The organism is Peribacillus sp. NJ11, from assembly GCF_030348405.1.
Taxonomy (GTDB): Bacteria; Bacillota; Bacilli; order Bacillales; family DSM-1321; genus Peribacillus.
The window spans coordinates 466,901-493,501 of record NZ_JAUCFO010000001.1; the positions used below are offsets into that span (position 1 = coordinate 466,901).

Annotated in this window: 28 protein-coding genes and 1 pseudogene; 1 reads left to right on the forward strand and 28 read right to left on the reverse strand. The window is 36.1% G+C overall.

Features of this window, described 5'->3' with window-relative positions; genetic code table 11:
- Window positions 1–11: 11 nt before the first annotated feature.
- Window positions 12–1,103: an extracellular solute-binding protein gene (locus QUF86_RS02345; RefSeq protein ID WP_289333502.1), complete on the reverse strand. Its 1,092-nt coding sequence runs from the start codon at window positions 1,101–1,103 to the stop codon at window positions 12–14.
- On the reverse strand, window positions 1,100–2,329 hold the full coding sequence (locus QUF86_RS02350; protein ID WP_289333503.1) for an ROK family transcriptional regulator: 1,230 nt from the start codon (window positions 2,327–2,329) through the stop codon (window positions 1,100–1,102). The genes QUF86_RS02345 and QUF86_RS02350 overlap by 4 nt, the downstream gene beginning before the upstream one ends.
- 269 nt (window positions 2,330–2,598) lie before the next feature.
- Here QUF86_RS02350 and QUF86_RS02355 point away from each other — a divergent pair, with 269 nt between their 5' ends.
- Window positions 2,599–5,106 carry an NEW3 domain-containing protein gene (locus QUF86_RS02355; protein WP_289333504.1) on the forward strand — a complete coding sequence of 836 codons (2,508 nt, stop codon included), beginning with the start codon at window positions 2,599–2,601 and terminating at the stop codon, window positions 5,104–5,106.
- Between the two features lie 220 nt (window positions 5,107–5,326).
- Here the strand turns inward: QUF86_RS02355 and QUF86_RS02360 are convergent, their stop codons facing one another.
- The 26 genes and pseudogenes from QUF86_RS02360 to QUF86_RS02490 all read right to left on the reverse strand — a co-directional run bounded on the left by QUF86_RS02360 (window position 5,327) and on the right by QUF86_RS02490 (window position 26,467).
- On the reverse strand, window positions 5,327–6,061 hold the full coding sequence (locus QUF86_RS02360) for an amino acid ABC transporter ATP-binding protein (protein ID WP_289318015.1): 735 nt from the start codon (window positions 6,059–6,061) through the stop codon (window positions 5,327–5,329).
- Window positions 6,058–6,702 (reverse strand): amino acid ABC transporter permease, encoded by a 645-nt coding sequence (locus QUF86_RS02365; RefSeq protein ID WP_251431611.1) that lies wholly within the window; start codon window positions 6,700–6,702, stop codon window positions 6,058–6,060. Before QUF86_RS02365 ends, QUF86_RS02360 begins: the two co-directional genes overlap by 4 nt.
- Window positions 6,703–6,759: 57 nt before the next feature.
- Window positions 6,760–7,536 (reverse strand): transporter substrate-binding domain-containing protein, encoded by a 777-nt coding sequence (locus tag QUF86_RS02370; RefSeq protein ID WP_289318016.1) that lies wholly within the window; start codon window positions 7,534–7,536, stop codon window positions 6,760–6,762.
- A 1,113-nt stretch (window positions 7,537–8,649) separates the two neighbouring features.
- Entirely contained in the window at window positions 8,650–9,078 is a 429-nt protein-coding gene (locus QUF86_RS02375; protein WP_289318017.1) for a VOC family protein, read from the reverse strand.
- A 215-nt stretch (window positions 9,079–9,293) separates the two neighbouring features.
- A complete protein-coding gene (locus tag QUF86_RS02380; protein ID WP_289336182.1) occupies window positions 9,294–9,683 on the reverse strand; it encodes a VOC family protein in 390 nt (129 codons plus the stop codon).
- Between the two features lie 532 nt (window positions 9,684–10,215).
- A complete protein-coding gene (locus tag QUF86_RS02390; RefSeq protein WP_289318019.1) occupies window positions 10,216–10,560 on the reverse strand; it encodes a hypothetical protein in 345 nt (114 codons plus the stop codon).
- 476 nt (window positions 10,561–11,036) lie between these two features.
- Complete coding sequence (locus tag QUF86_RS02395; RefSeq protein WP_289333505.1) at window positions 11,037–11,534, reverse strand: hypothetical protein; 498 nt, start codon at window positions 11,532–11,534, stop codon at window positions 11,037–11,039.
- A 155-nt stretch (window positions 11,535–11,689) separates the two neighbouring features.
- Window positions 11,690–11,896, reverse strand: coding sequence for a hypothetical protein (locus QUF86_RS02400; RefSeq protein ID WP_289333506.1), 207 nt, complete (start codon window positions 11,894–11,896; stop codon window positions 11,690–11,692).
- A gap of 48 nt (window positions 11,897–11,944) precedes the next feature.
- Entirely contained in the window at window positions 11,945–12,148 is a 204-nt protein-coding gene (locus tag QUF86_RS02405) for a helix-turn-helix transcriptional regulator (protein WP_289333508.1), read from the reverse strand.
- A 12-nt stretch (window positions 12,149–12,160) separates the two neighbouring features.
- Entirely contained in the window at window positions 12,161–12,559 is a 399-nt protein-coding gene (locus tag QUF86_RS02410; RefSeq protein ID WP_289333509.1) for a hypothetical protein, read from the reverse strand.
- 250 nt (window positions 12,560–12,809) lie between these two features.
- Window positions 12,810–13,517, reverse strand: coding sequence for a CPCC family cysteine-rich protein (locus QUF86_RS02415; protein ID WP_289333510.1), 708 nt, complete (start codon window positions 13,515–13,517; stop codon window positions 12,810–12,812).
- A 404-nt stretch (window positions 13,518–13,921) separates the two neighbouring features.
- Window positions 13,922–14,281 (reverse strand): DUF4181 domain-containing protein, encoded by a 360-nt coding sequence (locus QUF86_RS02420; RefSeq protein ID WP_289333511.1) that lies wholly within the window; start codon window positions 14,279–14,281, stop codon window positions 13,922–13,924.
- Window positions 14,282–14,532: 251 nt separating this feature from the next.
- Window positions 14,533–14,973, reverse strand: coding sequence for a cell wall hydrolase (locus QUF86_RS02425; RefSeq protein ID WP_034310898.1), 441 nt, complete (start codon window positions 14,971–14,973; stop codon window positions 14,533–14,535).
- A gap of 229 nt (window positions 14,974–15,202) precedes the next feature.
- Entirely contained in the window at window positions 15,203–15,706 is a 504-nt protein-coding gene (locus QUF86_RS02430; RefSeq protein WP_289333512.1) for a DUF2716 domain-containing protein, read from the reverse strand.
- A 161-nt stretch (window positions 15,707–15,867) separates the two neighbouring features.
- Window positions 15,868–16,332, reverse strand: a complete 465-nt coding sequence (locus QUF86_RS02435; RefSeq protein ID WP_289333513.1) for a hypothetical protein — start codon at window positions 16,330–16,332, stop codon at window positions 15,868–15,870.
- 508 nt (window positions 16,333–16,840) lie between these two features.
- Complete coding sequence (locus QUF86_RS02440; RefSeq protein WP_289318034.1) at window positions 16,841–17,050, reverse strand: hypothetical protein; 210 nt, start codon at window positions 17,048–17,050, stop codon at window positions 16,841–16,843.
- Window positions 17,051–17,378: 328 nt separating this feature from the next.
- Window positions 17,379–18,884, reverse strand: a complete 1,506-nt coding sequence (locus tag QUF86_RS02445; RefSeq protein ID WP_289333514.1) for a malate:quinone oxidoreductase — start codon at window positions 18,882–18,884, stop codon at window positions 17,379–17,381.
- A 700-nt stretch (window positions 18,885–19,584) separates the two neighbouring features.
- A pseudogene (locus tag QUF86_RS02450) lies at window positions 19,585–20,278 on the reverse strand (LbetaH domain-containing protein).
- Window positions 20,279–20,405: 127 nt separating this feature from the next.
- Window positions 20,406–21,398, reverse strand: a complete 993-nt coding sequence (locus tag QUF86_RS02455; RefSeq protein WP_289333515.1) for an anti sigma factor C-terminal domain-containing protein — start codon at window positions 21,396–21,398, stop codon at window positions 20,406–20,408.
- The gene (locus QUF86_RS02460; protein WP_289333516.1) at window positions 21,388–21,891 is read right to left on the reverse strand and encodes an RNA polymerase sigma factor; all 504 of its coding nucleotides are present in this window, start codon (window positions 21,889–21,891) and stop codon (window positions 21,388–21,390) included. The genes QUF86_RS02455 and QUF86_RS02460 overlap by 11 nt, the downstream gene beginning before the upstream one ends.
- 330 nt (window positions 21,892–22,221) lie before the next feature.
- Window positions 22,222–22,608 carry a DUF192 domain-containing protein gene (locus QUF86_RS02465; protein WP_289333518.1) on the reverse strand — a complete coding sequence of 129 codons (387 nt, stop codon included), beginning with the start codon at window positions 22,606–22,608 and terminating at the stop codon, window positions 22,222–22,224.
- A 357-nt stretch (window positions 22,609–22,965) separates the two neighbouring features.
- Window positions 22,966–23,247 carry a hypothetical protein gene (locus QUF86_RS02470; RefSeq protein ID WP_289333519.1) on the reverse strand — a complete coding sequence of 94 codons (282 nt, stop codon included), beginning with the start codon at window positions 23,245–23,247 and terminating at the stop codon, window positions 22,966–22,968.
- Window positions 23,248–23,583: 336 nt separating this feature from the next.
- The gene (locus QUF86_RS02475; protein WP_289333521.1) at window positions 23,584–24,021 is read right to left on the reverse strand and encodes a VOC family protein; all 438 of its coding nucleotides are present in this window, start codon (window positions 24,019–24,021) and stop codon (window positions 23,584–23,586) included.
- A gap of 241 nt (window positions 24,022–24,262) precedes the next feature.
- Window positions 24,263–25,132 carry a hypothetical protein gene (locus QUF86_RS02480; protein ID WP_289333522.1) on the reverse strand — a complete coding sequence of 290 codons (870 nt, stop codon included), beginning with the start codon at window positions 25,130–25,132 and terminating at the stop codon, window positions 24,263–24,265.
- A 152-nt stretch (window positions 25,133–25,284) separates the two neighbouring features.
- Complete coding sequence (locus tag QUF86_RS02485; RefSeq protein ID WP_162604545.1) at window positions 25,285–25,434, reverse strand: hypothetical protein; 150 nt, start codon at window positions 25,432–25,434, stop codon at window positions 25,285–25,287.
- 208 nt (window positions 25,435–25,642) lie between these two features.
- Window positions 25,643–26,467 carry an SAM-dependent methyltransferase gene (locus QUF86_RS02490; RefSeq protein ID WP_289333523.1) on the reverse strand — a complete coding sequence of 275 codons (825 nt, stop codon included), beginning with the start codon at window positions 26,465–26,467 and terminating at the stop codon, window positions 25,643–25,645.
- Window positions 26,468–26,601: the final 134 nt, after the last annotated feature.

A 26,601-nucleotide genomic window follows, 5' to 3' on the forward strand; every position in this document is an offset into this window, starting at 1 on the left:
ACGACACTTCCTTATTCTTTAATTTCTTTATCTCCACTTTTTATATTTTCGTCCCAATATTTCATCCACTCGTCACCATTTTCTTCGAATGCATTCCAATCGATATCCATGGCTTTAATTTCGGTTTCCGTGATCCATTCAGGTAAATCCTTCACATCACTTCTGGTCGGAATCCTGTAAAATTCTTCTGCCAAAGTTTTTGCGGCTTCTGGTGAATTGACAAACTCATAAAAGGCTTCAGCCGCTTTTGGATGCTTGGCACCTTCAACGATGGCGATACCTTCTGTCAATACGGGCGTTCCGCTTTCTGGAATGACGAACTCAAACGGATAATTTTTATTTTCTTTCAGCATGACAACATCCGGCATTGCCCAGACGGAAAGGGAGCCCTCACCTTTAGCTACCTTGTTATACATCATTTCCGGGTTCGCTGAATATTCCTTCGTGTTTTGGTCGAGCTTCTTTAACCAGTCATATCCTTCTTCGGGATCATTCGTATCCTTATACGTACGATAGATCATCGCAGAAAAAATTGTCCTCATCGTTCCGGAGGCCAACGGGTAGCGGATGATGATTTCATCTTTCCATTTCGGATCAAGCAGCTCATCCCAATCTTTCGGCACTTCGTCTTTTGACAGTTCTTTGCTGTTATACATGATGACTTCCGGTGTCTGGCTCGTTCCCGTCCAATACCATTCCGGATCGTGGAATCCTTCTTTGAGACTATCGGAATAGGTAGGCTTATAAGCAGAAAGCAGTCCATCATCCTTTGCTTGATTGAAGTTCGTGGAAGGTGCTCCCCACCAAACGTCTGCCTGCGGATTATTTTTCTCTGATCGAACACGGTCAAGGATTTCCTGGGACCCCATATCAAGCCACTCAACATCAATACCATATTTATCTTCGAACTGCTTTTCGAACTTCGATAAAATATCTTTGCCATGCGGAGAATAAACGACGATTTTATCTTCCAACTCACCTTTTTCTCCCTTGGAACCGCCAGACTCCGAATTCGTTTTCGTATCTGAACCATTACATCCTGAAATCAATAGTGCTGCCGATAAGACCAGAACTGAAACAAGCGACTTTTTCCTATATTTCATAAATAATCCCCCTCATCACGAAAATTCAAAATGCCATCATGTTCCCTTAAGAATAGGGAAACCGCCCCTAATACTCCTGCGTTTTCTCCCAATTGAGAAGTTTTCATTTCTACTGAACTTGGAAGATATCGATCAACGATCTCCCGAATTCTAGGTAAAATGTATTCAGATGAATTTAATACACCACCTCCTAAAATAATCACCTCTGGATTTAGCAAACTAGCCGCATTGACAATTCCGCAGGCTAAATGTTCGATGGCTTCATTAATGACGGCCATCGCTGTCGTGTCTCCTTTTTTTGCGGACAAAAAAGCATCTTCCCCCGATAGTTCGGAAGATTGGGCCCGTTCGAATAAAAAATGATAAGGATCCTTGAGAACAGCTCTGGTAAATTGACCGCCAATCGATTTTCCACCTGCGACACTTTCCAAATAGCCGTATCTATGGAAAACCGGCTTGAATTCACGCTTCATATCCTCTTTATCCGTTACCATATATCCCATTTCCCCAGCTGCACTGGAAGCCCCTCTGTATAACTGATTATTCAAGATAATGCCGCTTCCTATCCCCGTGCCAACCGCAATGAACAGTAAATTCCGCTTATTTTGTGCATTACCCAGCCACTGTTCTCCAAGCGCAGCCGCGTTTACATCATTGTCGAGAAAAATGGGGAAATCAAAATACCTTTTCGCTTCGGCTATAAACGGATACTGTACCCACCCTAAACTCGGTGCCTCTATGACTAATCCGCTTGCCGTTTGCGTTATACCAGGAATCCCGACTCCCATCCCTAATATCCTGTCCTTTCCAATCTGCTTCTTTGCAATTAACCGTTCCGTTTCAATCGCCATTTGTTTAAGAAGACCTGAATGTAAATAAGTGCTTGTTGAAAAACTAGCTTCGGCAAGGATGTTGCCAATTAAATCACATAAAACGATTTTCACTTTCGTCCCGCCTATATCAACCCCTATGATATAGGCAGCCTTCTCATTGAAAAAGAGCTGGATAGGCCTCCTTCCACCTTGAGAAGAGGATTCTCCTATCCCTTTCTCAAATACCCATTTCTCCTGTATAAGTTCATCCACGGCCAGGGAAACGGTCGGTTTACTTAGCTTAAGCTTAACGGCGATTTCAGCTCTCGATATGGGTGAACATTCTTGGATGCATTGAATGATTCTTTTTTTATTAACGTATTTTTGATGACTGGGTGTTCTTTTAAAACTCATCACATCACGGCCTTACATCATTTAGTTAGTAAATCTTCCTAATTAAGTAAAAATATAACTTAAATACATTCTGCGCACAAGTTATTATTCTGAACATTTTAAATAGTCACCTTTTTATAGTTACTTCGAATTATTTACATTTATAACCATTAGTGCTATTTATTAGATAAGTTTTTTTCATCTAGTTAGTTAGAAAATATTACTAACCTACATTTTTTTCTTCACAAAAGCTTGGGTATTTTATTAAGGTTGAAGGGGGTTAAAAGAAAATGAAAAAAGCTTTTTTATCGTTGCTTTCCCTTTTGCTAGTTCTTGCATCATTGCCGTTTGGAGGTTCCGCTGCAAATCCGGAGGAAGCCAAAGTTGAGCTATGGAATGCGGTCAAGCCACTTGAGACGACCGTGACATTCTTAAACAGCGGTGCCCATCCTGATGATGAGCGCAGTGACTTTCTAGCTTATCTATCGAGAGGGTTAGGGGTGAAGACATCCAGCCTGATTGCAAACCGGGGTGAAGGAGGTCAAAATGAAATTGGGGATGAACTGGACAATGCTCTTGGAATCATCCGTTCAAGGGAAATGATAGAAGCTGCAAAAATCACCGGAGTTAAGGCCTATCATCTAAGTGGAACAACCTCCGACCCCATCTATGATTTCGGATTCTCTAAAACACCAGAGGAAACTTTGGGAAAATGGGGCGAGGAACTCACGTATGAACGGCTTATCCGCTTTATTCGGACGTATCAGCCTGATATATTGATGCCATCCTTCCAAAATGATGATACCCAGCATGGACATCATCGAACTATGACAATCTTAAGCGAACGTGCCTTTAAGGATGCCGCTGATCCTACTGTTTTTCCAAAACAATTGAAACAAGGTCTATCGGTATGGCAAGTGAAAAAGTTATATTTACCTGTTTCCTCCGCAGATCAAGCAACCACTTCGATTGAAATCGGTAAATATGATCCAATATACGGTATGACTTACCCACAGCTTGGAGAACAATCCCGGTATCTGCATAAAAGCCAGGGCATGGGCTCTGATATCCCTGCAGCACCGCGCCAGGTCCATCTGGATTTGAAGCAAAGCGCCGTTGATACAAAAAGCCAGTCGGACCTGTTTGCAGGCATACCTTATGATTTTACTGAATGGGCTGAAAAACTCCCTCGCTCAGCATCAAAATTAAAAGGTGAATTTAAATATCTACAACGGAATTTAGATGCTGTTATTGAAGCTTATCCAAATGATAAACGGGTTTTTTCAACTTCCCAAACGGCTCTCGCCAATGTTCGTTCAATTACTGCGCAAATCAAAAAGGCAAAGCTAAGCCCTGCCATGAAAAACGACTTACTTCATAAGCTCTCATTAAAAGAAGAGCAAATACAAAACGTCAGTTATGTCTCTTCAGGACTGGATGTTCAAGCTAAAGCAGCGTCAATGATCCTTACAAAAGGCCAAAATACGAACGTAACCGTAACGGTGAGGAATAACGGGAAACAAACATTGAAAAAGGTCGCTGCTGCATTGAACGTACCTAAAGGATGGAAGGCTAAAACAAAAGCTAAAGATGTCAATCTAGCACCAAATAAATCAACGACAATAACGTACCAGGTCGAAGTCCCTGAAGATGCAGCCTATTACCATGCTTATGATGAATCAACAATTACAACCAGCATTTCTTATAAATACGGCAGCACCAAAACCGCCATCAAGGAAGAATTGGATGGAACGATCGCTGTCCTTCCTGACGTTGGTCTTAACCTATCCCCTGAAGATATCGTGGTAAATACATCAGATGTAAAAGAAAAAATACCAGTGACCGTAACCTTGAAAAATTATACAAAAGGAAAAACAGCAGCAAAGGTCGCTTTAAAAATCCCTGAAAATTGGGAAGTTCATCCCCAAAAAGCCACCGTATCATTTAATGAAAAATCAGAAGAAAAACAAGTGAAATTCAATCTAACACCACCGAAGGCAATTCAAAATGGTGAATATCAGGTTAAGGCAGTTGCCACTGTCAATGGAAACACCTTTGATTCAACCATTCAGGAGATTTCCTATGACCATATCGGAACATTCTATTACCAATATCCAGCTGCAATCAATACCGTTGCATTTGAGCTTTTGATGCCAGCTTCATTAAAAGTGGGATACATTGAGAGTGGATTTGATAAAGTGGCAGATTACTTAAGCAACGCTGGCCTTAACATCACAAAGTTAACTGCGGCTGATTTAGCTGAAGGTGATTTAAGCCAATACGACACGATCGTTACAGGCATACGTGCCTATCTATCCAGGGAAGATCTAAAGGCAAATAACGCGCGCTTACTGGAATATGTGGAAAACGGCGGTCATCTCGTCGTTCAGTACCATAAACCGGGTGATGGATGGGATGCCCAGAAGACTGCCCCATATCCACTTACCCTCGGGAATCCTTCCATTCGCTGGCGGGTAACCGATGAAAATGCCACGGTCAACGTGTCTAAACCAGAATCAGCGCTTTTTAACTATCCAAATAAAATAACAACGGACGACTGGAACAATTGGGTTCAAGAAAGAGGATTGTACTTCCCAATGAAATGGGACGAACGGTTTGAAACATTCATTTCCATGGCTGATCCGAATGAAGAAAAATTTGATGGCGGAATCCTCATGGCTAAATACGGTAAAGGCACCTACCTCTACACTAACCTGGTCCTATACAGGCAAATTCAAGGTCAGGTTCCGGGCGGATATCGAATCATGACGAACCTGATTAGTTACGGTTCCAAGTAAATAAAAAAGAAACCTATGCAGGTGTTGACTGCATAGGTTTCTTTTCTCATTTCTACTCTAAGAAAAAAGTTATGCACAAAGATAAGGGAAAGGCTTATGCGTTTGGGTTTCCCCTCATTTTCCCGCATTCCTTTGTCCACACTTTATGCACAACTTCTTTCATAATCCAATTCAATGCCGGCAAATAATTTCTTACAGGCATTTCCACACTCGCATTCCTTTAAAGCACTTTACTCAAGAATGCCTTGGTTCTCTCGTGCTGAGGGTTACCGAATAGTTGATTCGGTTCATTTTCTTCGACAATATACCCTCCATCCATGAATATGACCCGGTCCCCGACTTCGCGGGCAAAGCCCATTTCATGCGTAACCACGACCATTGTCATACCTTCTTTAGCAAGTTGTTTCATTACCTCTAAAACATCCCCGACCATTTCAGGATCAAGTGCCGAAGTCGGTTCGTCAAATAGCATGATCTTCGGATTCATCGCTAATGCCCTTGCGATGGCAACCCGTTGCTTTTGCCCACCGGAAAGTTCCCCTGGATAGCTATTTGCTTTTTCCTTGAGACCAACCTTATCCAATAACTCAAGCGCTAATCTTCCCGCTTCCGCTTTATCGGTGGCACGAATTTTAATAGGGCCCAACGTTATGTTTTCCATCACCGTTTTATGAGGAAATAGATTAAAATGTTGGAAAACCATTCCAACTTCTTGCCGAACCTTGTTAATATTGATTTTCCGTTTAGGGTCGGTTATATCATGTCCGTTAATGACCACCTCACCGCCCGTAACTTCCTCAAGGAGATTCAGGCAACGCAGGAATGTACTCTTTCCAGATCCGGAAGGGCCTATTACGCAAATTACTTCCTTTTCTTGCACTTCTGCATTAATATCTTTTAAAACCTCGACAGTTCCAAATGATTTTCTCAGGTTTTTTACAGTAATGATGCTCATCGAACTTGTACCCTCCTTTCAATGAAATTAGCAATAAGGGTTAACAAATAGATGATGATAAAGTAAATCACACCTACAGCGAGCCAAATCTTGAATGCTTCAAAGGTTGCCGAAGCTTGAATCTGACCTTGCTGAGTTAAATCCGCTATACCAATGACGGATAATAGAGAAGTATCTTTCAAGCTGATGATCGATTGGTTCGTAATGGTAGGGAGCATCCTTCTAAAGGCTTGCGGCAGCACGACATATCTCATTGTTTGAGTACCCGTGAACCCGATGGATCTTGCCGCTTCCGTTTGTCCTTTATCGATGGATTGTATCCCTGCCCTTATTATTTCAGCAAAATATGCCCCTGCATTGATTGCAACGGTAATAATTCCTGCTGTTGTACTGTTCAATGAAATCAAATTTAGTGAATTCACACCAAAATAGATAAAAAACAGCTGCACAATGAACGGTGTCCCCCGTATAGCATCCACATAAACCTTTGCAATCCAGTTCAAGATCTTGATCGGGGCAAGTCGCAGCAAAGCCACCACTAAACCAATCAAAAAACCTAGAATAATGGCAATCACAAAGATATAAAGTGTCACCTGAAGTCCTTTTAATAAAATAGGCAATGCCGCAACAATTATATCCATTCCTTTCACCCCTTTGAAAAAGAAAGCGCGCTTTATGCGCGCCTATTGATCATGAATCTATTCACCAAGATACGTTTTTATAATCTCATCATACGTGCCGTCTTTTTTAAGATTGGCAAGACCATCATTTATTTTCTTCAATAAATCCTTGTTTTGCCCCTTCAATACAGCAATCCCATACTGATCACCATTCAAACGGTCACCTACGATCTTCAACCCAAGATCTTTTTGGGCGATTGCATAGGAGATAACCGGGTAATCTTCTATAAGAGCATCCGCATTACCGTTGGCCACTTCCTGGAACATTGCTGGACTATCATTAAATTGAACAACTTTAATTCCTAGTTTCGTAGCATTATCCTGTGCATATTTAGCACCTGTTGTCCCTTTTTTCACTGCTATGGTCTTTCCTTTAAGATCTTTAACCGTTTTAGTACTTGTATTATCTTTTTTAACAACTATAGTTAATCCTGCATCAAAATACGGTGTTGAGAAATCTACTACCTTTTTTCTTTCCTCCGTAATACTCATTCCCGCAATGGCCACATCAAGCTGATTGGCTTGCATCGCTGGAATGATTCCACCGAAATCCATAGGAGACAATTTGATTTTAAAATCCTGGTCTTTCGCTATTGCATTGATTAACTCAATATCAATACCTTTATAGTCGTTCCCCTCTTTAAATTCAAAAGGAGGATAAGTTGTATCAACACCAACTTTATATACCTTTTCAGGTTTCTTTTCCTCACCTGCATTTTTTTCATCACTGGTTCCACAAGCCGAGATAAAGATAGATAAAATCAAAAACATACTAAGTAAACCAAGTTTCTTCATTCAAATCACTCCACTTCTTAGATTATACGTGATAATAAATAATTCTCCCTATAATATAGCATAAGAATAAAGTATTATAATATGAATTTTTAGAATAAATAATATTTTCTTTGAATAATATTTATGGATGTTTTTCCTAATATTGTTTGAGTGATGGTAAATATAAAATAAGTATGAAACTGCGTATTTGATCCTTTTCTATAAAAATGCCGAGCTGCTATCAAAAGGGACATTCAGGTATCCCTAATAAGACACACCCCATATGGACCAAGGACCGATAGGATTATCGGAAGCTTACACAACTGATAATCGATGCAACAGGTAGAAAAGATGCAGATAGCCATTCATCACCCGCTCTCGTAATTTTCACAGTTGGATATGAAGAAGTGAAAAACATTGCTTTAAGATCGAAAGGGCTGTCCCAATTTCGGATGAATTCGACTTTTCCAGACAGACCTTTTTTAATGATATTTGAACAAATAAAAGAGACCACTTTATTTTGGTCTCATTTTTACAGCTTGTATAATAACGCATTCGGAAAAACCCCCAATTATCAGAAGCCATCTTCCGCCACTAACATTGATGATTTCGCCCAATATGTAATTCGAAACATTGGATGAAAGAAAAGGTATGATTTCAGCTATTTCAACTGGTTTTGCTATTCGTTTAAGGGTTACTCCATGATAGTTAATACCTCAGCCACTTGGAGTTCCTCGTAATGATGTTTTTTTACTTGGAATCCATTCTAATGAGTCAATAATGTATTGAATCAAATCATCATGTTTCACAACACTGCCGATGACACTGTTGTTTCTTTCTCTATACATCCAAAAATCCTTTATATCAGGTGTCTTGGGAATAAGATAAAACCATGATTCTGGCTCTTGTTTTCCGCCTTAAAATAAGTCTTCGTTAGGGTAATTTTAGGTTTTTGCATTCTTAAAGAACTATCCTGCCCTAATAGTGGACTATGAAAAAGCTGCCTTATAGACAGTTCTGATCTTAAGTTAACGTACCTGTTAGTTGAACAGCGTAATAGATTATTTAAAGTTCACGTTAATTCCCCAATTGTTGCTTAGAATCGCCTCTACCAATTAAGATAAAAAATTTTCTTTAATTATTTGAATAGCTACAAAGTTCAATCAAAGTTCCATCAGTTGATACGGGATTAACATAAATGAGCCTTCTTCCCCGTGTGTTTGTACGTAGTGTGTCCTCTAGAAAACGAACTCCATTTGTACTTGCCTCGAGTATTGCTCTGTCCAAATCGTCAACTCGATATGCAATATGATGTACCCCTTTTCCTCGTTGCTTTATAAACCGAGCCATTGGAGAGTTCTTGTTGGTTGGTGCCAATAATTCAATTACTTTATCATTAGTTCTGACAACAGCAACGTGTACTTCAACACCAGGTGTATCACTTGTATAACGGTCCTCTAATACTCCATTTAATACATTAAGATAAAAGGGAAGAGCATCATCAATACTTCTAACAGCAATTCCAACGTGATCTAAAACATATTCAAATTCAGTTCCTCCCAATTTAGTTCCTCCTTTCAGGATTACTATCTTTAATCTGGCTAAGTCTACTTTTTTAAAAATTTTAATCCTCTATCATTATAGATTTAATTTTCATGGGTTCTACATTATTGGCTCCCATTATCCTTCATCCTAAAAAAAGGCATTTTGTTCCACTATCCTGCCCCGTTACTTCAATAAGAAAAGACCCAGTAATGGCAGCCTTTATCTTAGCTTACTCATAGATTGTTTTGATTAACATTTAGTTCAATCAAATTACCGTCTGGGTCAGCACAGAAAATTTGTGCGAATCCACTTTTTCCGTATGGTTTTTCAAGGATTTCAACTTCATTCTGCTTTAACCATTTAAGAGTGTCATAGTAGTTATCGACTCTAAGTGCAAAGTGACCTTCTCTGCTGGATAAACTTTTATCCTTACGGATCGTCTGTGAAGAGGGATCGACTATCAAGTGTAGTTGATGTCCCTCTATTTCATACCAGGCACCTGGAAAATCAAAATCAGGACGCTTTATTTCTTTTAAACATAAAGTTTTACCATAAAATTCTTTTGCTCTTTCCAAATCTGTCACAGTAAGACTTACATGATGGAGGCATTTATATTTAATCAAAACCTTCACTTCTTTCATTTTATCTAATTTCCCCTTTATTTTATCACTACTTCAACTAAACTGTCCCTTTAGTTCCATAAAGAAAAAGCTGTCTTAAAGACAGCTCAAATATCCAATTCACCAGGTCGACCAAGTGGTATCGTTTTGCTGTAATCTGATCCAAGGCCCTCTACTGTCACTCCACGTTTGAAAGCTACTGCTTCATTATAAGCATTGTTGTTAAACCTGTTTGTTGATTACTCCCTGGCGCAACACCCACTACCCGGATGTTAATAGGAATTTATGGATTAGAAAAACATATGATAATAATTTTGAAAGAGTTGATAACTATGGAATTTGTTGTCGGACTGCTATCATTTGTTGGTGAAGTAATTTCGGCATGGGCTATAGCAGCTTGGAGTTATTCCCAAGAAAATTTGACAACAATTTGAGGCAATTTCTTTATTGAAAAACCTGCCCCGTTTGTTGCAAGGAAAAAGAGCTGCTAATCAGCTCCTGATAATAAAGTAAGCACCCTTTAGTGGAATAAACATTAATGATTTTTATTTCCATACATTCTCGCCATAGTTGAAGGTGAAAATTTAATGCTATATTTCGCTTCAAGTTCATTCTTTATTTTTCTTGTTAAATTCACCCCCTGTTTATTGTGTTCTTCTTCAAGTTCAATCCCATTGGGAAGCAATTTATCTTTATCCCAATCAATCCATTCACCATACATATTCACCCATTCAATCAATTCTCGTTTTAACTCATTTGAAATCGGAATGTCCTCTATATCAAAGTTACAACCACATTTATTGCACCATATAGGGTCCGCTCCAACATCTCCTTCAACTTTTAACACATACGTTTCCTTTTGTTCACAAAAACATTCCATATTATTTTCTGACTCCTCTACTACACGTTTTTATACTTTTTATTAAAGTAATCCACAAGCACCTGTTAGTTGCATAACTAAACCTTTTATACTTCCCATAAACCAATAGAAAACAAAAGGACCATAAGAAGGCACACTATAATATATATCGCCTTTCTTACCTTAAATGGTAGTGAAGTTATCAAAAGATAAACAAAATTACCGAAGATTCCTGCTCCGCTTACTACTTCACTCTGTTCTTTATCTTGCTCTTTAGTATATCGAATGGACAATATTAATCCTGTTAGAGATAAGAGAACAAGGAAGAGAAACCCTATATCTATATTCAATTTAATTTTCCTCTCCTATTTTAGGTGGATCTCGTTACTTTATATGTATTTTTCACAACCACTTTTACAAGCTTCTGAATATAATATATTATAACTCCTTGTTGAACTAACCTACCCCGTTACTTGAAGAAGAACATGTATATAAAACTACCACAGTGCACTTCCCAACAAACTCATGCCAATAAATCCATATACAACAGTAACTCTCAAACCATACAAAAATAAGTTATCCTTTTTAAAAAGTCTGATCAGTTCAAAGAAAGAAATTACAATCCGTATAACCAACAACAGTCCAAATATACTTAAACATGACATTCCAATAGTCATTGGAATCTCTGTCACTAACCTCATACCATCTGACTTATCATTTGAGATTACCCCAATCCCCATTCCAATATAAATCCACAAAAATGACCTCAATATCAATGTAAAGAATAAAATGTAATAACGATGAACAGTAGGTGCCAAAGAAGAATCCACAGACGTTATCCATTTTATAAAATACTTGATACATAACCTACACGAAATAATAGGATGTAACCACGCAAATATAAAATCTGTTTCATCGTCCTTAACATAAGAATTCTTTCCAAATGTCATTTTAATTATATTTGATTCGTTTTTCTTCTTTTTCTTCCTTTTCATCTTCAAAAACCAATCTAATAGTCATAGTATAATTCGATAGTTGCAAAAAGAAAAAGCTGCCTTAGAGACAGCTCCGATCTTCAGCTAAAGAACCCATTTGTTTAAGTGATTTTATTCACAATATTTCAGTGTAAAAATAAAATTCTTATTTATTACTACTTTACAAAAAATGCAATAACCCCTAGGATTATGCACAAAATCCCACCCAAAAATTGTCCTAATCCTGATGCTTCTCCCATTAGTAATAAATTAAATATATTCTTACTTTTTTGATTTTTTCCGAATAAACCATCGTCAGTTTTCATACGATAACCCCCCCAAACTATTAAAACTGCCCCAAAAATAAATAATATAATCTGCATTTAAAATCCTCCGTTGTTTGTTTAATATGTGCATCTTTTTAAAATGGATTATTTGTCTTCCTCATCAAAAATAAAAGTTTCTTCAATTGATAAATTAAAAACTGAAGCTATTTTATACGCAAGTAGCACAGATGGATTATACTGTTGCTTTTCTAATGAGATGATTGTTCTAGAAGATACACTTACTTTATCAGCTAATTCTTGTTGTGTTATTTCATGTTCTATTCGTAATTCTTTTACTCTATTTTTCATAAATCCCCCTAATTAAAGGACATGATTATAATATTTTCTAGCCCAAAATTCACTAATTATTAATGATACTAAGACAACAAACAATACAGTATTTGTTGCGATTATCACAAAATTAGTTAAAAACATAAGAATAAAGATTTCGTATATCAGAATTTGCAAAGAAAAGCGAGCAACTTTTCCATCAATTAAAGCGTCTCTTTCATCATATTCCTTTGCTAATTCCTTTTCTAGAGATTTATTCTTTCGGGATTTAATATAAGAAATTGTTGAGGAAACCAAGATTATTCCCCCTAAGAATAATATGAAATACCCAAAATTAAATCCTACTGATTTATCGAGAGTTATTTGAATGATTCCCAATACAATTATCAAGATTGAAACAAAAAAGCGCTGTATGAATAGATTTTTCAAACATACCTCTCCTAACCAATTTAAATTCTCCTGAAGTGAAGTTTGTTTCACGTGAAGTTATCTTCACATGAAGTTAACTTCATGTTAATCATTCTCAAAGCAAAAGTCAATAAGTAAATGTTGATTATTAAAATCATTTTAGTTTTCATTGTGTTGAACTAACCTTCCCCGTTAGTTGCATAAAGAAAAAGCTGCCTTAAAGACAGCTCCGAACTTAAGCTAACGCACCTGTTAGTTCAACAAGGTACTTCTATTTTATATAAAAATTTATATCGTCTAATGCCGAACGAGACTGTTCCCTTACAAAACCACTTTCATCTTGAAATCCCTGATTAATTATTAACAAAACAAGTTCTTTGTTTATCTTTTTATATACTTTTGCAATACGTCCCAAACAAAGTATTGCGGTACCACGAATATTAGCATCCTCGTGTTCACTGTACATAAACATAATATCTTGAACAAAATCTGGGTCATCTGTACTTACGGCTAGTTCTAATAAGCCATTTATAACATTTTCCATATCATCGGAATTAATAAGTTTAAAAATTTCTTTATTATTTTCTATATTGTTACTATATCTTTCAGACTCATCGTGTAAAATTTCATTTAAAATCTCCTCGTAAGACTTTATTTTGCTCCAAAGTGACATATATTCTAATGATTCTGATTCACACTTGTCTAATTCAACAAACGCACGTATTAAAGTCTTTTTGGTTTCAATTTTTTTATCGGTTTGACTAAGTATATTTATTTTATCTCTATACATAATGAGATGTTTATTAAAATTCCTTCTTGCTTCTGTAAGTGAGTAATCTCCATTTGGACCACCCCAAACTTCATCCGCATATAAATCGTTCTGTCCATCATCTTCCCAATTACAAAGTTCACATATATCATGACCCCCACGCTCGTCTAATGTCGGAAATCCACAGCAAAGACACTTTTCACGTTGCACTAAAAATCCACCCCCATTTTTCTTATAAATTTCATTAATATATTAATATCAAAATTTTTCTTTACGGTATCCTGCCCCGATAGTTGAATAAAGAAAAAGCTGCCTTAAAGACAGCTCTAATCTTCAGCTTACGCACCCGTTAGCCATCCATGAATCGCAAAAATCGGCGATTCACCACAAAGAATGAAAATGGTTGGGAAGTGTCAATACTGATACTGACCTTAATCCAGTCAACCCTAATCCATAGATTAATTAATTAACGCTCTCCTCTTTTTTTTAAACGATTGAGCAGGGTCTACTTAAGTATTGTCATTTTTCATTTTTAAAGAAACTTATTTTCATGGTAGTTCAATTAGAAAAAGGTTGCCGCAGCAACCCCTTATTTCACAAAAGTTAGCAATTCGTTAAATAAAATAATCTACATTATACATGATACCTAAAGCTAACAATAGGTAAGTAAGTGTAATGACTGTAATGACATATTCTTTTGAGTTTTTCAGGTACTTCCACTCCATAAACAACTGAAAACCCATTGATACAATTAAAAAGCATATCCAATACCACTTTATAACATTTCTGTCCTCTACTGCAAAAGGAAGAATACATAAAAAAATGAATAGGATTATACCTCTTCCCCAACGGTCAATGTTCTTACCAGAAGTTTCTGATATCTTTTTCTTTTCTACACCGAGCCATTTCCTTAAAAATTTATCTATAAAGAGAGAAAAAATAATAAGAATGATAAAGAACACTAAGAATTCCACTAAACATCCCCCTTTTATATCCACTTGAGCTATATTTTACTACAAAATTATTTATATCTTATTCAAACTATCCTACCCCGTTAGCTCCATGAGAAAAGAGCTGATCGTCACAGCTCACTAATTAACTAACGCACCCGTTAGCTTAAGTACAATAATTCACAATCTTACTTTTTTAGATAAAAACTATTACTAAAAGTTTTATATTGTATAAATATTTTAAATATGTAAAAAAGCTTACTCAAAGAGTAAGCTTAACCTCTATAAACACTATCACATGTTCCAGGTTTTGGTTCATAAAAACAATGGTCTTTAAATTGACCAGTATGAGGTTGATCATACCATGTTGGAGGGCATGGAGCATATGGATTAAAATACCAAAGAGCATATCTAGCCGGATGCTGTCTCCAGTGCTTCAAATTCTGTTCTGCTAATCTTCTTTCAATACCTCTCGCTCTTTGATAAAATACATTCCCTTTTTGAACAGCTTCAAAAGAATAATTTCCTCCTTGTACTTGATAAATGACTTGTGGAATTGTTCTTAAACCTTTAAAGTCTAAACAATTAGCTACAAGACGATTCACAATTACATTTCCAACATATAACATTCCTTGTTTTCCTTCACCTTCGGCTTCTGCTCTCATCATCCTTGCCATTAAGTCAACGTCTGAACTTGTGTATTTTGCTCTTGTCATTTTTCCACCCCAAAAATATTGTATGAAAAATAGCCTACAGTCATGTCATTATTTATGTAATATAAATGCTTAGTTATAATAACTTACAGCTTTTAAGTAAAATGAAAACTATTGCATTCTTTTTTCCCTTTATTCAACTAACCTGCCCCTATAGTTGCATAAGAAAAGGAGCTGCTGATCAGCTCCTGGTAATGAAGTAAAGCACCCGTTAGTTTAACAAGGTTTACTATTATCCCTGACGTAATATTTTTTGAAACATTTTTGGTAGATGTTTTTCAAAAACCTTTATCAATTCTTTTCCAAAAATAGTTATGGTTTTTTCCCAAGGGTGTCCTAATAATCCCCATTCAAAATTCTTATGAATAAAAAAATAATAATCACCATTTGGAAAAATAGGTACTGTCCATTCATCAAATTCACTTTTCGGAAACTCCAAACGGGGGTTTATCCAGCAACAAGAATGTTCCCAATCTAATGCGTACATATATTCATTTTTCTGTGTAAGTTCTTGAAAGACAAGTAATGATTTTTCCTCTAGGTCATTATAAATCTCATCATAGGTATCTAAATCCACGGACCCATTTAAATACCTGGATACATCATAAGTGATAAATGGATTTGGCACTTCAAAAGATGGAAAGTCAGACATACTTGGTTCAAATTTAAATTCATCATATATCCTATCCCATACCTCTTTATATTCTAATGTAGAAAGTTCAATCCAATTTTCCATTTGTATAGCCGCCTTTACGATGCTTTTAATGAGGGTTATTATATCACTTCTTCTTCAACTATCCTGCCCCGATAGTTGCATAAAGAAAGAGCTGCCTTAAAGACAGCTCTAATCTTCAGCTAACGTACCCTTTTAGTTCTATAAAAATTTTAAACCAATCTTTATATCCCGCAATGGTACAGATAACATTCTCCTTTAGCTAAAGCTTCTGACATTAAAATTATTTTTTCAAATTGTGTAATCACTTCATCTCGGTTGAAGACTAGTTTTTTATAGTCCCCCTCCTGATTGTCAGCTTCGAAATAAACGAATTTTCCAGTGAGTTCAAATTTATCAGGTGCATTTTTAATTAGACTCTTCCATGACGAAAAAATACTTATTAAAGTATCAGAAGAGTGATTATCAAAAAGGGTTACTCCATGATAGTTAATACCATGGCCACTTGGAGTTCCTCGCAATGATGGGTTTTTACTTGGGATCCATTCTAATGAGTCAATAATGTATTGAATCAAATCATCCTGTATTGCAATACTGTCGATGACACTGTTGTTTCCTTCTCTGTACATCCAAAAATTCTTTATATCAGTTGTCTTAGAAATAAGATAAAACTCATGATCCAAGCTCATGTTTTTCCTCCTTAAAAAGGTCCTCGTTAGGTCTTATAATAGCACTCCATTTTTACATCATGAGCTCTGTAACGGCACGCAAAGTTAAACTATAACTTTCACTTTTCTTTAACATTACATGTATGTAGGGCGACTGGATACTATGTGTATCCGGTTTTTTGTTATCGTACAATCATAATTCTTAAAGGGAAGAAAGTAGTCCTAGAATTTTGATAAAAAAAAGAAGGATAGATCAGATGAATGATTTACCCTTCTTTTTCCAATAAAATTGATGATTAAATTGAGTTTTCGATACGTGATAAACGAAGTGATCGGCCATCTGCAGAGGTATTTCGAACCTATGTAATAGAAATATTTTAGTTTTTTCAGGGTTAACCCTGCTTCGTACCCTTTGGGCATGTAACTTAGAAATATAGTTTGACCGTGCTTCATACTTCATTAATGAACTAATAAAAATAGTGCCAACTTCTCTTTAATAGAAATGGGCACTTCGTTTATTCGCTATACGTTATCGTGACGCTTTAGGCGGTTGGCACACGTCACATTTACGTTGGTTTTTATTTTTAAATTTCGTAAATGTTTTTTCAAAGTTGCTACCACATGTACATTTAAATAGTAACTTTTGAGAAAAACCGTGATATTCAGTCGTTAGCAACTTACTTTCCGAATTGTTCTCAACAAATTCTTTAATTTTGCCAATTGTCCATTGTTTATTCATTCTCTTACACCTCCATATTTTATCGCTATGCGGAGGCTTTTCTTGGCATCCGTTCAATTATAAGTAAAAGTAGTATTTATCTTAGGTTATCCATTATAACATGAGCTGGCACTCAATTAAACAGATGGAATGCATCTTATTAAACCAAACTACTTCGTAGGCGATAGACACTTACATTGTTTTACATTTATTTCATACTGGATCCAAATAGCAACCTTCCTTATCGAAGGAATGCCATCGGTTAATTGAATTAGGAAATTACTCTTTATGACAAAAAAAGAACCTTCAATCCATAGATAGATCAAAGGTTCCTGTGTAAAAATCAAAATCAACTATAAACTAACTCTTTTTTTTTACTTAGACCAAGCGTCTCTGCTGTTGAAGAATGAATTTCGTTCAAAAGCTCTGGATTTTCCATTAATGACTCGCCATAGGAAGGAATCATTTCTTTAATTTTTGGTTCCCACTCTTTCATACGTTGCGGGAAGCATTTATTAATTACCTCAAGCATAACGTGAACAGCTGTAGAAGCACCTGGAGAAGCACCTAGTAATGCTGCAATCGAGCCATCAGAGGCACTTACAACTTCCGTTCCAAATTGGAGCGTACCTTTGCCGCCTTCAACAGTATCTTTGATTACTTGTACACGTTGGCCAGCTACTACTAAATCCCATTCCTCGGTCTTAGCGTTCGGGATAAACTCACGTAGCTCTTCCATGCGCTGTTCCTTCGATAACATGACTTGCTGGATCAGGTATTTTGTCAATGACATTTCTTTTGCGCCTGCCGCCAACATAGTCAAGACATTATTCGGTTTTACGGAAGTTATTAAATCGAACATTGAACCTGTTTTTAAGAACTTCGGTGAGAATCCGGCAAATGGTCCAAATAGCAACGATTTTTCATTATTGATATATCGTGTATCAAGATGCGGAACAGACATTGGTGGAGCACCAACTTTAGCTTTCCCGTATACTTTTGCATGATGTTGTGCAACAACGTCCGGATTATTACACACCATGAAAAACCCGCTTACTGGGAATCCGCCAATGTGTTTCCCTTCAGGAATACCGGATTTTTGCAGTAAGTGCAGGCTTCCGCCCCCGCCTCCAATAAAGACGAATTTAGCAGTATGGTGTTCTACGCTACCGTTATCTACATTACGCACTTTTAATTCCCATGAGCCATCACTAGTACGTTTAAGATTATCAACACTATGTTTGTATTTGATATCGACGTTTTTAGTCTTTAAGTGGTCAAACATCATGCGTGTTAAAGCACCAAAGTTAACGTCTGTACCAGAGTCTATTTTCGTGGCCGCAATAGGTTCATTCGATAGGCGGTCTTGCATGATAAGCGGTATCCATTCCATCAGTTTGGCTGGGTCATCGGAATACTCCATACCTTTGAATAGAGGATTGTTTGATAGCGCTTTAAAGCGTTTCTTTAAAAACTCTACATTTTTATCCCCTTGTACCATACTCATATGAGGCAATGGCATGATAAAGTCTTGCGGATTATTAATCAGCTTACTGTTTACAAGATAAGACCAAAACTGCATTGAAACTTGGAACTGTTCATTAATATTGATAGCTTTGCTAATATCTATAGATCCGTCAGATTTTTCGGATGTATAGTTAAGCTCACACAGTGCAGAATGTCCCGTACCCGCATTATTCCATTCGTTAGAGCTTTCTTCTCCTGCGTTTGCGAGCTTCTCGAACACTTTGATTTCCCATTCCGGTGCTATTTCTTTCAGTAATGATCCCAAAGTCGCGCTCATGACTCCGCCACCAATTAAGATAACGTCTGTTTTATTCTGTATGTTGCTCATTATAACCTTCCTTATCCGCTATATTTGCAAAAAAGATGTAGGCGCTCCTGCTTAGGTCTCACAAAAAGCCAGGCGCGACCTAGGAACACACCTTTTCTGTCTCATTATAACTATATCATAGTCTATTATAATTATTTATAGATTAAAGTATTCTACTATTACTTTTTGTTAAAATATTCTTTCTGTGAAAAAATGAACGTAAACTAATTGCCCCAATCGTAGCATAACAAATAAGTTGCTCCAGCAACCATCCTTATTGAAGTAAGAAACTGTTAGTGAATGTATATTAATATAACCGGAATCAGTAATGAAATAAACATAGATCGACAATATCAAAGGTAAAGTAACCATTTCCCTAAATATGTGGTTTCAACACCAAAACCTCCATTTCAGTTCTTAAGGCTTGTCTAAATCTATTTTAGCCTATTTTCCAATTCTCCTGTATAGGAATTATTGGTAGTTAACCCATTGTACAATCATTAAACTATCTGCCCCGTTAATTCTATAAGAAAAAGGCAGAGACAGCAACCTTCCTTATTAAAGTAAAGCGCCCATTTCTTTAAGTACAATTCATCACAAACTCACAATTCAGTGAACCGGACTGCACCAATTACAATAAAAAAAACTGCCAAGATGACAGCTTCGGGTTTCTATAAAGAGTCCTTTGCGAAAAGAATCCAATCCAGCATCCATTTCACGTTTAAAGTTGGTCATAGGCAAATCCGCAGGAGCAACGATTTATCCCAAATAACAGGTGATAAGATGCGGGAAATTCCTGATTGACTTGTTGAACTGCATGTGCAAATTCATTACCATCCTTTGGTACTGGCGAAAGTGCATCCGCTTTTTCTTGAGAATAAATATTAGCTCCAGGTGGTACGAACCTATCAGGTGGAATTCGAACGCCATTTGTTACTACTGCATTATAAGAAATAAATGCGCCTTTCCCTACAATTGCCGTATAAACAATGGAATTAAAACCAACAAATACCTTGTCTGCGATATAACAAGGACCATTAACAAGGGCACCATGAGCAATGGTCACTTCATTTCCAATGAATATTGAATACTTTTTTGTTCCAACTGAAATCCTTTTATTTAATAAACCATGTAAAATTACTCCGTCCTGGATATTTGTATTAAAACCTATAAAAAGGGGTTCCTTCATCCGCACATATACTTACATTAGGAGCTACATAAACATTGTTCCTAATGGTAACATCACCTATGACACTGGAAAACTGACTTACAAATGCTGTTTTATCAATTTTAGGAAAGCGCTGAACGGGATTAAATGAAGTAATGGGGTTGGGACTTATGAATGGTTCAAAACATTTAGAATGGTTATTAGAAGAGGTTTTTTCTTCCAAGTAATTACCTCCTTTACTATCCATAGGCGTATAATTATTTTAAAACCATAAAAAAAACTGCCAAATGGCAGCCCGATCTTCAACATAATTGTAATTCATTATATTTTTCCCAGTTTTTAAATCGATAAGTTCATTTAGTCTTTACCTGCTTTCAATACTTATCAATCGTAGCGCCAATGACGGAGGCGCGAATGAAATCTAGTTTTTGGAAACGTCTAAGCTCCTCTGCCGTACCTGTCACGACAGCCCCGTTAAAACGGACTTCCCCTTTTGAAGATTGAGTATTTTCCTTTATTCCCTTCAGAGCTTCTTTAATAGAGCTTTTATGACTGTCTGTTTTACTCAGTTGCTCCAACGTGTGAATGAACCCCTGCCCACTTTCCCCAGAATAAGGAACTTCTTCGCTGACATCAAATCCAAAGGCACCGCCACCGCCCTTAGTTTTTAAGCTATCAGAATCCAGCTCCTTTGTCATTCTGTCCATTTGAGCGACAGTTGTTGTATCGACCCATAGCCAATTTACATTTTCATAGCCAAGCTGCTTACCCATCTCTGCTAAAGTCATTGGCTCCTTAAAGGAAAGGGCAACCTCGATTAACGTATTTTTGTCCAAACCAACGGCAGTATCAAGTTCATCCGGTAAATAGTCATAGGACAAACCTGGATAATAAAAATCGATTTTTCTTTCATTATTGAAATCATTATAACGGACTGTCCGTTGCTCCTTTTCGTTAAAAGCATTGACTTCAACCATTCCACTTCCACGTTCAATGGTGTCTATCCTTCCGAACAATGGGATTTTCTCGATCTTTTTATCCCATACTATTGAACGGTCACCAATGCTTTTACGATATGTAGTTTCTCTTGTTACACTAAATAAATTGTAATCATAGCTGCTATCCCCAAAAGATATATTTGCCCCATGGACCATCTCATATATACTACCCTGATGCTCTAGCCGTTTATTGAGAATGTATTGACTGCCTGTGAAAAGAGTGGTCAACAGGATGGTAGTTGTAAGTACAGCAATGATTACATACTTGATTGTTTGCCACCTTTTCGTTTTTTTGAGGGCCTTTTGCAAGGAAGGTTTGCTGATAAAATCGATTTCTTCCTCTTTTTTAGATTCGTGATTACCGCTCATGGTTTGCCTCCTTATAAATCTTCGCTAACTGTTTCCTGGCCCTGAATAAATTAGTCTTAATAGAACTGATAGGTTTCTCTAATAACTTGGATATCTCTTCGTACGATAATCCTGATTGATACTTCAATAACAAAAGTTCTTGAAAGTGCGGCTTTAACTTTGATAGTGCATACCCAACCTCTCTAATCCTCTCTTTTTCAAGAAAAATCACCTCTGGAAGCTCATTCATATCCATCTCTAAAAGTCCTTCATTTAAATTGAGGTCATACCGCCGTTGCTTCCGGCACTGATCATAATGAAAATTTAATGATACACGTATCAGCCAACTCCTTATCTTGGAAGTCTGAATCGTATCGTAATAAAGCAGATACTTATAAGCCGTTTCCTGAACAACATCCTCTGCATCAGCTTGTGAAATACCCAATTTTCGCAAATATCTATATACGATATTAAGCTCTGAATTAAGCTCGTTATTCTTATTTATGTCATTCATCATCGTCCTCCTGCCAACTAGACGTATAAGGTAAAGAAAAGTTTACACTTTTAATCACACAAAATAGTTTTTTAGTAAATAGTTTCGAATTTTAGTAAGAAGATCTTTGAAAACAACGTTTGATAAAATTAATACAAAAATACCTTGATAAATGAATAAATAGAAAGAGCATGTCCGTACTAAAAGATAAATCTAAACATACTCTTCACTATTCAATTGAATGATTCTTTTATATGAAGATTAATCTCACAATCTCCCCAGAAACATTAACATAAATATCCATTAAAAAATCACCTCACCTCTAATAACTAGAGGTGAGGTGATTTGAATTTAATCAAACTTTACATAATCCCCTTCTTTGATTTGATTCTTTTCAAACCATCCAAGATTCACTTCAATTGCATAATGATAAGAAAGTTCCGGATCATAGGTAGGACATATATCCACTTTACAAGGCTCCATATCAAGTATTTTTAGAATTTCCCCATCTGAATCAAGAAAAGCAATAGATAAAGGAATGAATGTGTTTTTCATCCAAAAGCCACCATATATTTTTTCCGAATACACAAATAACATCCCCTCATTTTCGGGTAATTTTCTAACAAACATTAAGCCCTTTTCTCTTTTTCTATGAGTATCTGCAACTTGAACGGTTAATCTAGTTTCCCTGTTACCACTGAGTATTTTTATCATTTTAGTTTTTATTCTATTTTTCATGTTCAATCACCTTCGATTAATATTAATAAGCAGGAAAGAAAATTGATGTCTTTTTAAAAGAAGTTCATGAGATTGAAATTTCCTTTTTTCGAAAAAACGTCTTTCCCCTAATAATAAAAAGGAAGAAAGTTGGAGATAAAAACGAAAACAAGAAGAAAAAAATAACTAGGCAAGCTCTTTTTCACTTCTAATACTTATTCTATGGTTCTAAATTTAATACTTTGTTTTCAATAATCAAAGCAACAATATATAAAAAGATTTGTTCAACTATCCTGCCGCTTTAGTTCAGTAAGAAAAAGCTGCCTTAAAAACAGACCCGATCTTCAGCTAACTCACCCGTTAGTTCTATAAAAAATGTTACGAACCACCATATAAATGCAATACCAAGAATACTGCGAACCATATAACCGCAATACCAAAATCTAATAACATCTGCATCTTATTTTCTTTTTTTAAAAAACATTCAAATCCATCTATTATTGAACCAATTCCTGATAAAAGAATTATATATTTTATGAAATTAAAATTAAAATCGTTAATTAAACTTAATATTAAAATTAAGCCCGTTGCTATTATCATTAAATATCTAATCAGTATAAATGGTTTAGTACTTTCTCTTTTTTCAAAAAACAATCCCATTACAAAACACCGCCTAATATAACCTGCCTTGTTAGACAAATAAGGAACAGGCTACCGAAATAACCTTAGCTTGTTGAACTCCTCTATTACATTTAATCACTATAGTTTTATTATATCTCTTATGGAACTAACCTGCCCCGTTAGTGCCATAAGAAAAGGGCTGCCGCAGCAACCCCTGTTAATGAACTAACGCACCTGTTAGTTCATTAAAAAAGCGATTCTTATTAAAGAATAGCGCCGTTTGCGGAACAACTTTATCGACGTGATTACATATTTCGCTGGCGGTACGTCAAAATCCATCAATTATTGGCCCAACAACTATTAATTACCCTTAATTTATTTGATTTGCTCAGCCAACTCTAAAATAATTCCCTCTGGTCCACGACAGTAGCATAACTTATAACTTTCTTCATAGTGTTGTATCTCACTAAAGATTTCCGTACCTTTCTTTTTCAATTTGGCAACAACAGCTTCAATATCTTCAACAGCAAATGCAATATGCCGGATACCTAGGGTATTTGCAAAAGGTTGCTGAATATCTTTTTCATCTGACGGCGTATAAAATTTAATTAGCTCTATCCATGCCTGACCGTCTGGCGTTCCCAATCCTACACATGCTACTTTAACGTCATTAAGCCCACTCATCTGATCCATCAACTCTCCTTCCAATTCCCATTCCCCTTGCACTTCAAGTCCAAAATCGAGAAAAAACTCTTTAGCAGCAGAGAGATCATTTACGATTACACCTACATGATCTATTCTGAGGATCTTCATATCTCATACCTCCTATGTTCCTGTTATTTTGCAATATCCTGTTTTCTTCATAAGTTTTTTTGAAGTTCTAATTCGCTAAAAACAGAAAATATCCTTCTTCAACAAACTGGCCCAATTGTTGAAGAAAGGTCAAAGAGCACTCTTCAACTATCCTGCCCCGTTAGTTCCTTAAAGAAAAAGCTGCCTTAAAGACGATCCGACCTTCAGCTAAGGTAACCGTTAGTTCATTAAGAATCGCAATTTACATAGAAGGAAGATACACTCTCCATTCTTTCCAAGCTTTAAGATAGCCACTTAAGTCATGCGGGTGAACTCTAATACAAACGCCTATACGTGTGTATAATTGAAAAAGAACTTCATCCAAAAGCCTTTCTGTATTAAAGGGGACATCTTGAGTCAATAATGAGAAAGATTGCAATAGTGTCCTTAAATTTAAATTGTCTGGAGAAGAGCAAAATGCATAAGTAAAATCATAAATCTTTGGACCGATTAAAGGCGAAGGGTCTATAACCCCATTTAATTTATTGCCCATATATACAAAATTATGAACACCAGCATCTCCATGTAGGTAATACTTTTCTTCTTGATGTTCGTATGTTTTCAATTTATTAACCAATAACTCCACTTTTTTATGATCCTCACTTGGTAATAAATCGCCTATATCCTCTTTGGCAAATTCCAAACTACTTAGATTGAAGTCCGCCCATGAATTTCTATGTATTCCATTTACTCTTCCCCAGTTATCTTTGTTTACTTTTTTGTATTTATTTAATAGTTCCTTAATTAAAATAGTCATCCATTCTAATTTAGATCCTCGATTAAAATGAGTTTCTCCAGAAATATAGGAGTATACAATAAATTCTTTTTTCTCGTCTGTATAAAGTACATTAGGCAACAAATTTACATCTTTATAAGTAAGGAGAAAATCCTCTGTTGTAGCTATAATTTTAGGTTGGTCTATTTTTATTACATATTTCGGTATTTCATTATTATGTAGAGTATATAAAATTCCATTTGTAGTACCACTTTTTAATTTTGTGAAGTCTGTGTCATCACTTTTTATTATGCCTTGGTTTACAAGGCTATAAATAATTTCATTTATTTTCTCCATTTATTTAGTCCTCTCGATTAATCTTGGTAAGTCTTTATAAATATGTAAATTCGCTCTTCTTATTGAACTAACCAACCCCGTTAGTTGCATAAAGAAAAAGCTGCCTTAAAGACAGCTCCGATCTTCAGCTAACGCACCTGTTTGTTCAATAACTAATTAAATAATTTGAATGAACTAAACCCCATAACATAACCTCCACCAATACCAATCACCATGCCAAAAAGTGTCCATTGTGAAATGTAAATACCGAACATAAATAACAATAACCCCAATAATCCTAATAGACCCATTTTTTTATTCACTAAATTGTCTCCCATTTCCTCGCATATTCTTTCATGCACTACCTATCTCCAAATTATAACAGTTTCTTCTTGAGCTATCCTGCCCCTTAATTCAGTAAGCAAAAAAAGCAACCAAATCGGCAGCTCTGGATCTTGAACTCCATAGTTGAAGTACATACCTTCACAATCATACAAATACCAAAAAGCATTTCTTCAAATGGGGAACTTTTCACTTTGCACAAACAATGAAACTATTTAATGAATGCCCATTTCCATTTGAAGTGTTCATCAATTCATAATAACTAGTTATCAACGGTTGTATCATGGAAGGAACTTTAATAAATTCTGCACGGATACTATTTGCATAACTTTTTTCCCATTGACCGTCTTGTAATAAGGTTGCATCGACTGTAAGTTGTTTTATCACTTCAAAATTTGCTTGCTGGAGTAGCTGGTGAATTTGAGTTTTATGAAACAAGTTTTGGATATTTCCTTCATTCTTTACGAAGTTTGAATATAAGGCTAGAATGGAAACCGCACAAAAATGGGAACGTTGCGTAATGTAGGTAAAGTCGAGGTCCCATTCTGCAAAACATATATGTTTTGCCAATCCACGAATTTTTTTAAAGTAATTCAATAAATCTTCTGGTTGCTTGAAATACCATGAACAATGGGATAATACCGCCACATCAAATGGTATAGTTGGTTCAAAAAAATCAAAATCCATTTCAAAATGGAAGTCAATACGTTCACCTAATGGAGATTTCTTAATACGTTCTGTTGCTTGACCTAATGTTAATGGTGCCCCGTAATCGGGACTAGCAATATCTATTGCGACAACACATCCGTTTTCTCCTACTGCGTCTGCTATTGCAACTGTTGTATCCCCTTGACCACAACCTATTTCTAATACACGGATTCCTTTTTGAATCCCAAATGCTTCTACTAATTCCATACGGTGCTGCAACTGAACTTGTTGTATCAAATCATCTTCAAATAATTGATATTTCGATAAAAAAGATCTTGTTTTTTCGTTTAGTTGAAATGACTTCAAGTATAATTCACCCCACATTTATTGTGTTGGTTCATCAACAATGAAAAAGGCTGCCTCAGCAACCTCCCTTATTGAAGTAAAGCACCTATTAGTTCATTTAGATACATAACTTTATATAATTAATAAATCACTTT

Bases quoted from the DNA above. Each gene is read 5' to 3' on its own strand.
- QUF86_RS02435 (WP_289333513.1), bottom strand. From the start codon at position 16,332: ATGAGCTTGGATCATGAGTTTTATCTTATTTCTAAGACAACTGATATA.
- QUF86_RS02430 (WP_289333512.1), bottom strand. From the start codon at position 15,706: ATGGAAAATTGGATTGAACTTTCTACATTAGAATATAAAGAGGTATGG.
- QUF86_RS02480 (WP_289333522.1), bottom strand. From the start codon at position 25,132: ATGGAGAAAATAAATGAAATTATTTATAGCCTTGTAAACCAAGGCATA.
- QUF86_RS02395 (WP_289333505.1), bottom strand. From the start codon at position 11,534: ATGAAAAGGAAGAAAAAGAAGAAAAACGAATCAAATATAATTAAAATG.
- QUF86_RS02345 (WP_289333502.1), bottom strand. From the start codon at position 1,103: ATGAAATATAGGAAAAAGTCGCTTGTTTCAGTTCTGGTCTTATCGGCA.
- QUF86_RS02455 (WP_289333515.1), bottom strand. From the start codon at position 21,398: ATGAGCGGTAATCACGAATCTAAAAAAGAGGAAGAAATCGATTTTATC.
- QUF86_RS02350 (WP_289333503.1), bottom strand. From the start codon at position 2,329: ATGAGTTTTAAAAGAACACCCAGTCATCAAAAATACGTTAATAAAAAA.
- QUF86_RS02360 (WP_289318015.1), bottom strand. From the start codon at position 6,061: ATGAGCATCATTACTGTAAAAAACCTGAGAAAATCATTTGGAACTGTC.
- QUF86_RS02370 (WP_289318016.1), bottom strand. From the start codon at position 7,536: ATGAAGAAACTTGGTTTACTTAGTATGTTTTTGATTTTATCTATCTTT.
- QUF86_RS02405 (WP_289333508.1), bottom strand. From the start codon at position 12,148: ATGAAAAATAGAGTAAAAGAATTACGAATAGAACATGAAATAACACAA.
- QUF86_RS02400 (WP_289333506.1), bottom strand. From the start codon at position 11,896: ATGCAGATTATATTATTTATTTTTGGGGCAGTTTTAATAGTTTGGGGG.
- QUF86_RS02470 (WP_289333519.1), bottom strand. From the start codon at position 23,247: ATGGGATTGTTTTTTGAAAAAAGAGAAAGTACTAAACCATTTATACTG.
- QUF86_RS02475 (WP_289333521.1), bottom strand. From the start codon at position 24,021: ATGAAGATCCTCAGAATAGATCATGTAGGTGTAATCGTAAATGATCTC.
- QUF86_RS02460 (WP_289333516.1), bottom strand. From the start codon at position 21,891: ATGAATGACATAAATAAGAATAACGAGCTTAATTCAGAGCTTAATATC.
- QUF86_RS02365 (WP_251431611.1), bottom strand. From the start codon at position 6,702: ATGGATATAATTGTTGCGGCATTGCCTATTTTATTAAAAGGACTTCAG.
- QUF86_RS02440 (WP_289318034.1), bottom strand. From the start codon at position 17,050: ATGAATAAACAATGGACAATTGGCAAAATTAAAGAATTTGTTGAGAAC.
- QUF86_RS02465 (WP_289333518.1), bottom strand. From the start codon at position 22,608: ATGAAAAATAGAATAAAAACTAAAATGATAAAAATACTCAGTGGTAAC.
- QUF86_RS02445 (WP_289333514.1), bottom strand. From the start codon at position 18,884: ATGAGCAACATACAGAATAAAACAGACGTTATCTTAATTGGTGGCGGA.
- QUF86_RS02425 (WP_034310898.1), bottom strand. From the start codon at position 14,973: ATGACAAGAGCAAAATACACAAGTTCAGACGTTGACTTAATGGCAAGG.
- QUF86_RS02390 (WP_289318019.1), bottom strand. From the start codon at position 10,560: ATGGAATGTTTTTGTGAACAAAAGGAAACGTATGTGTTAAAAGTTGAA.
- QUF86_RS02355 (WP_289333504.1), top strand. From the start codon at position 2,599: ATGAAAAAAGCTTTTTTATCGTTGCTTTCCCTTTTGCTAGTTCTTGCA.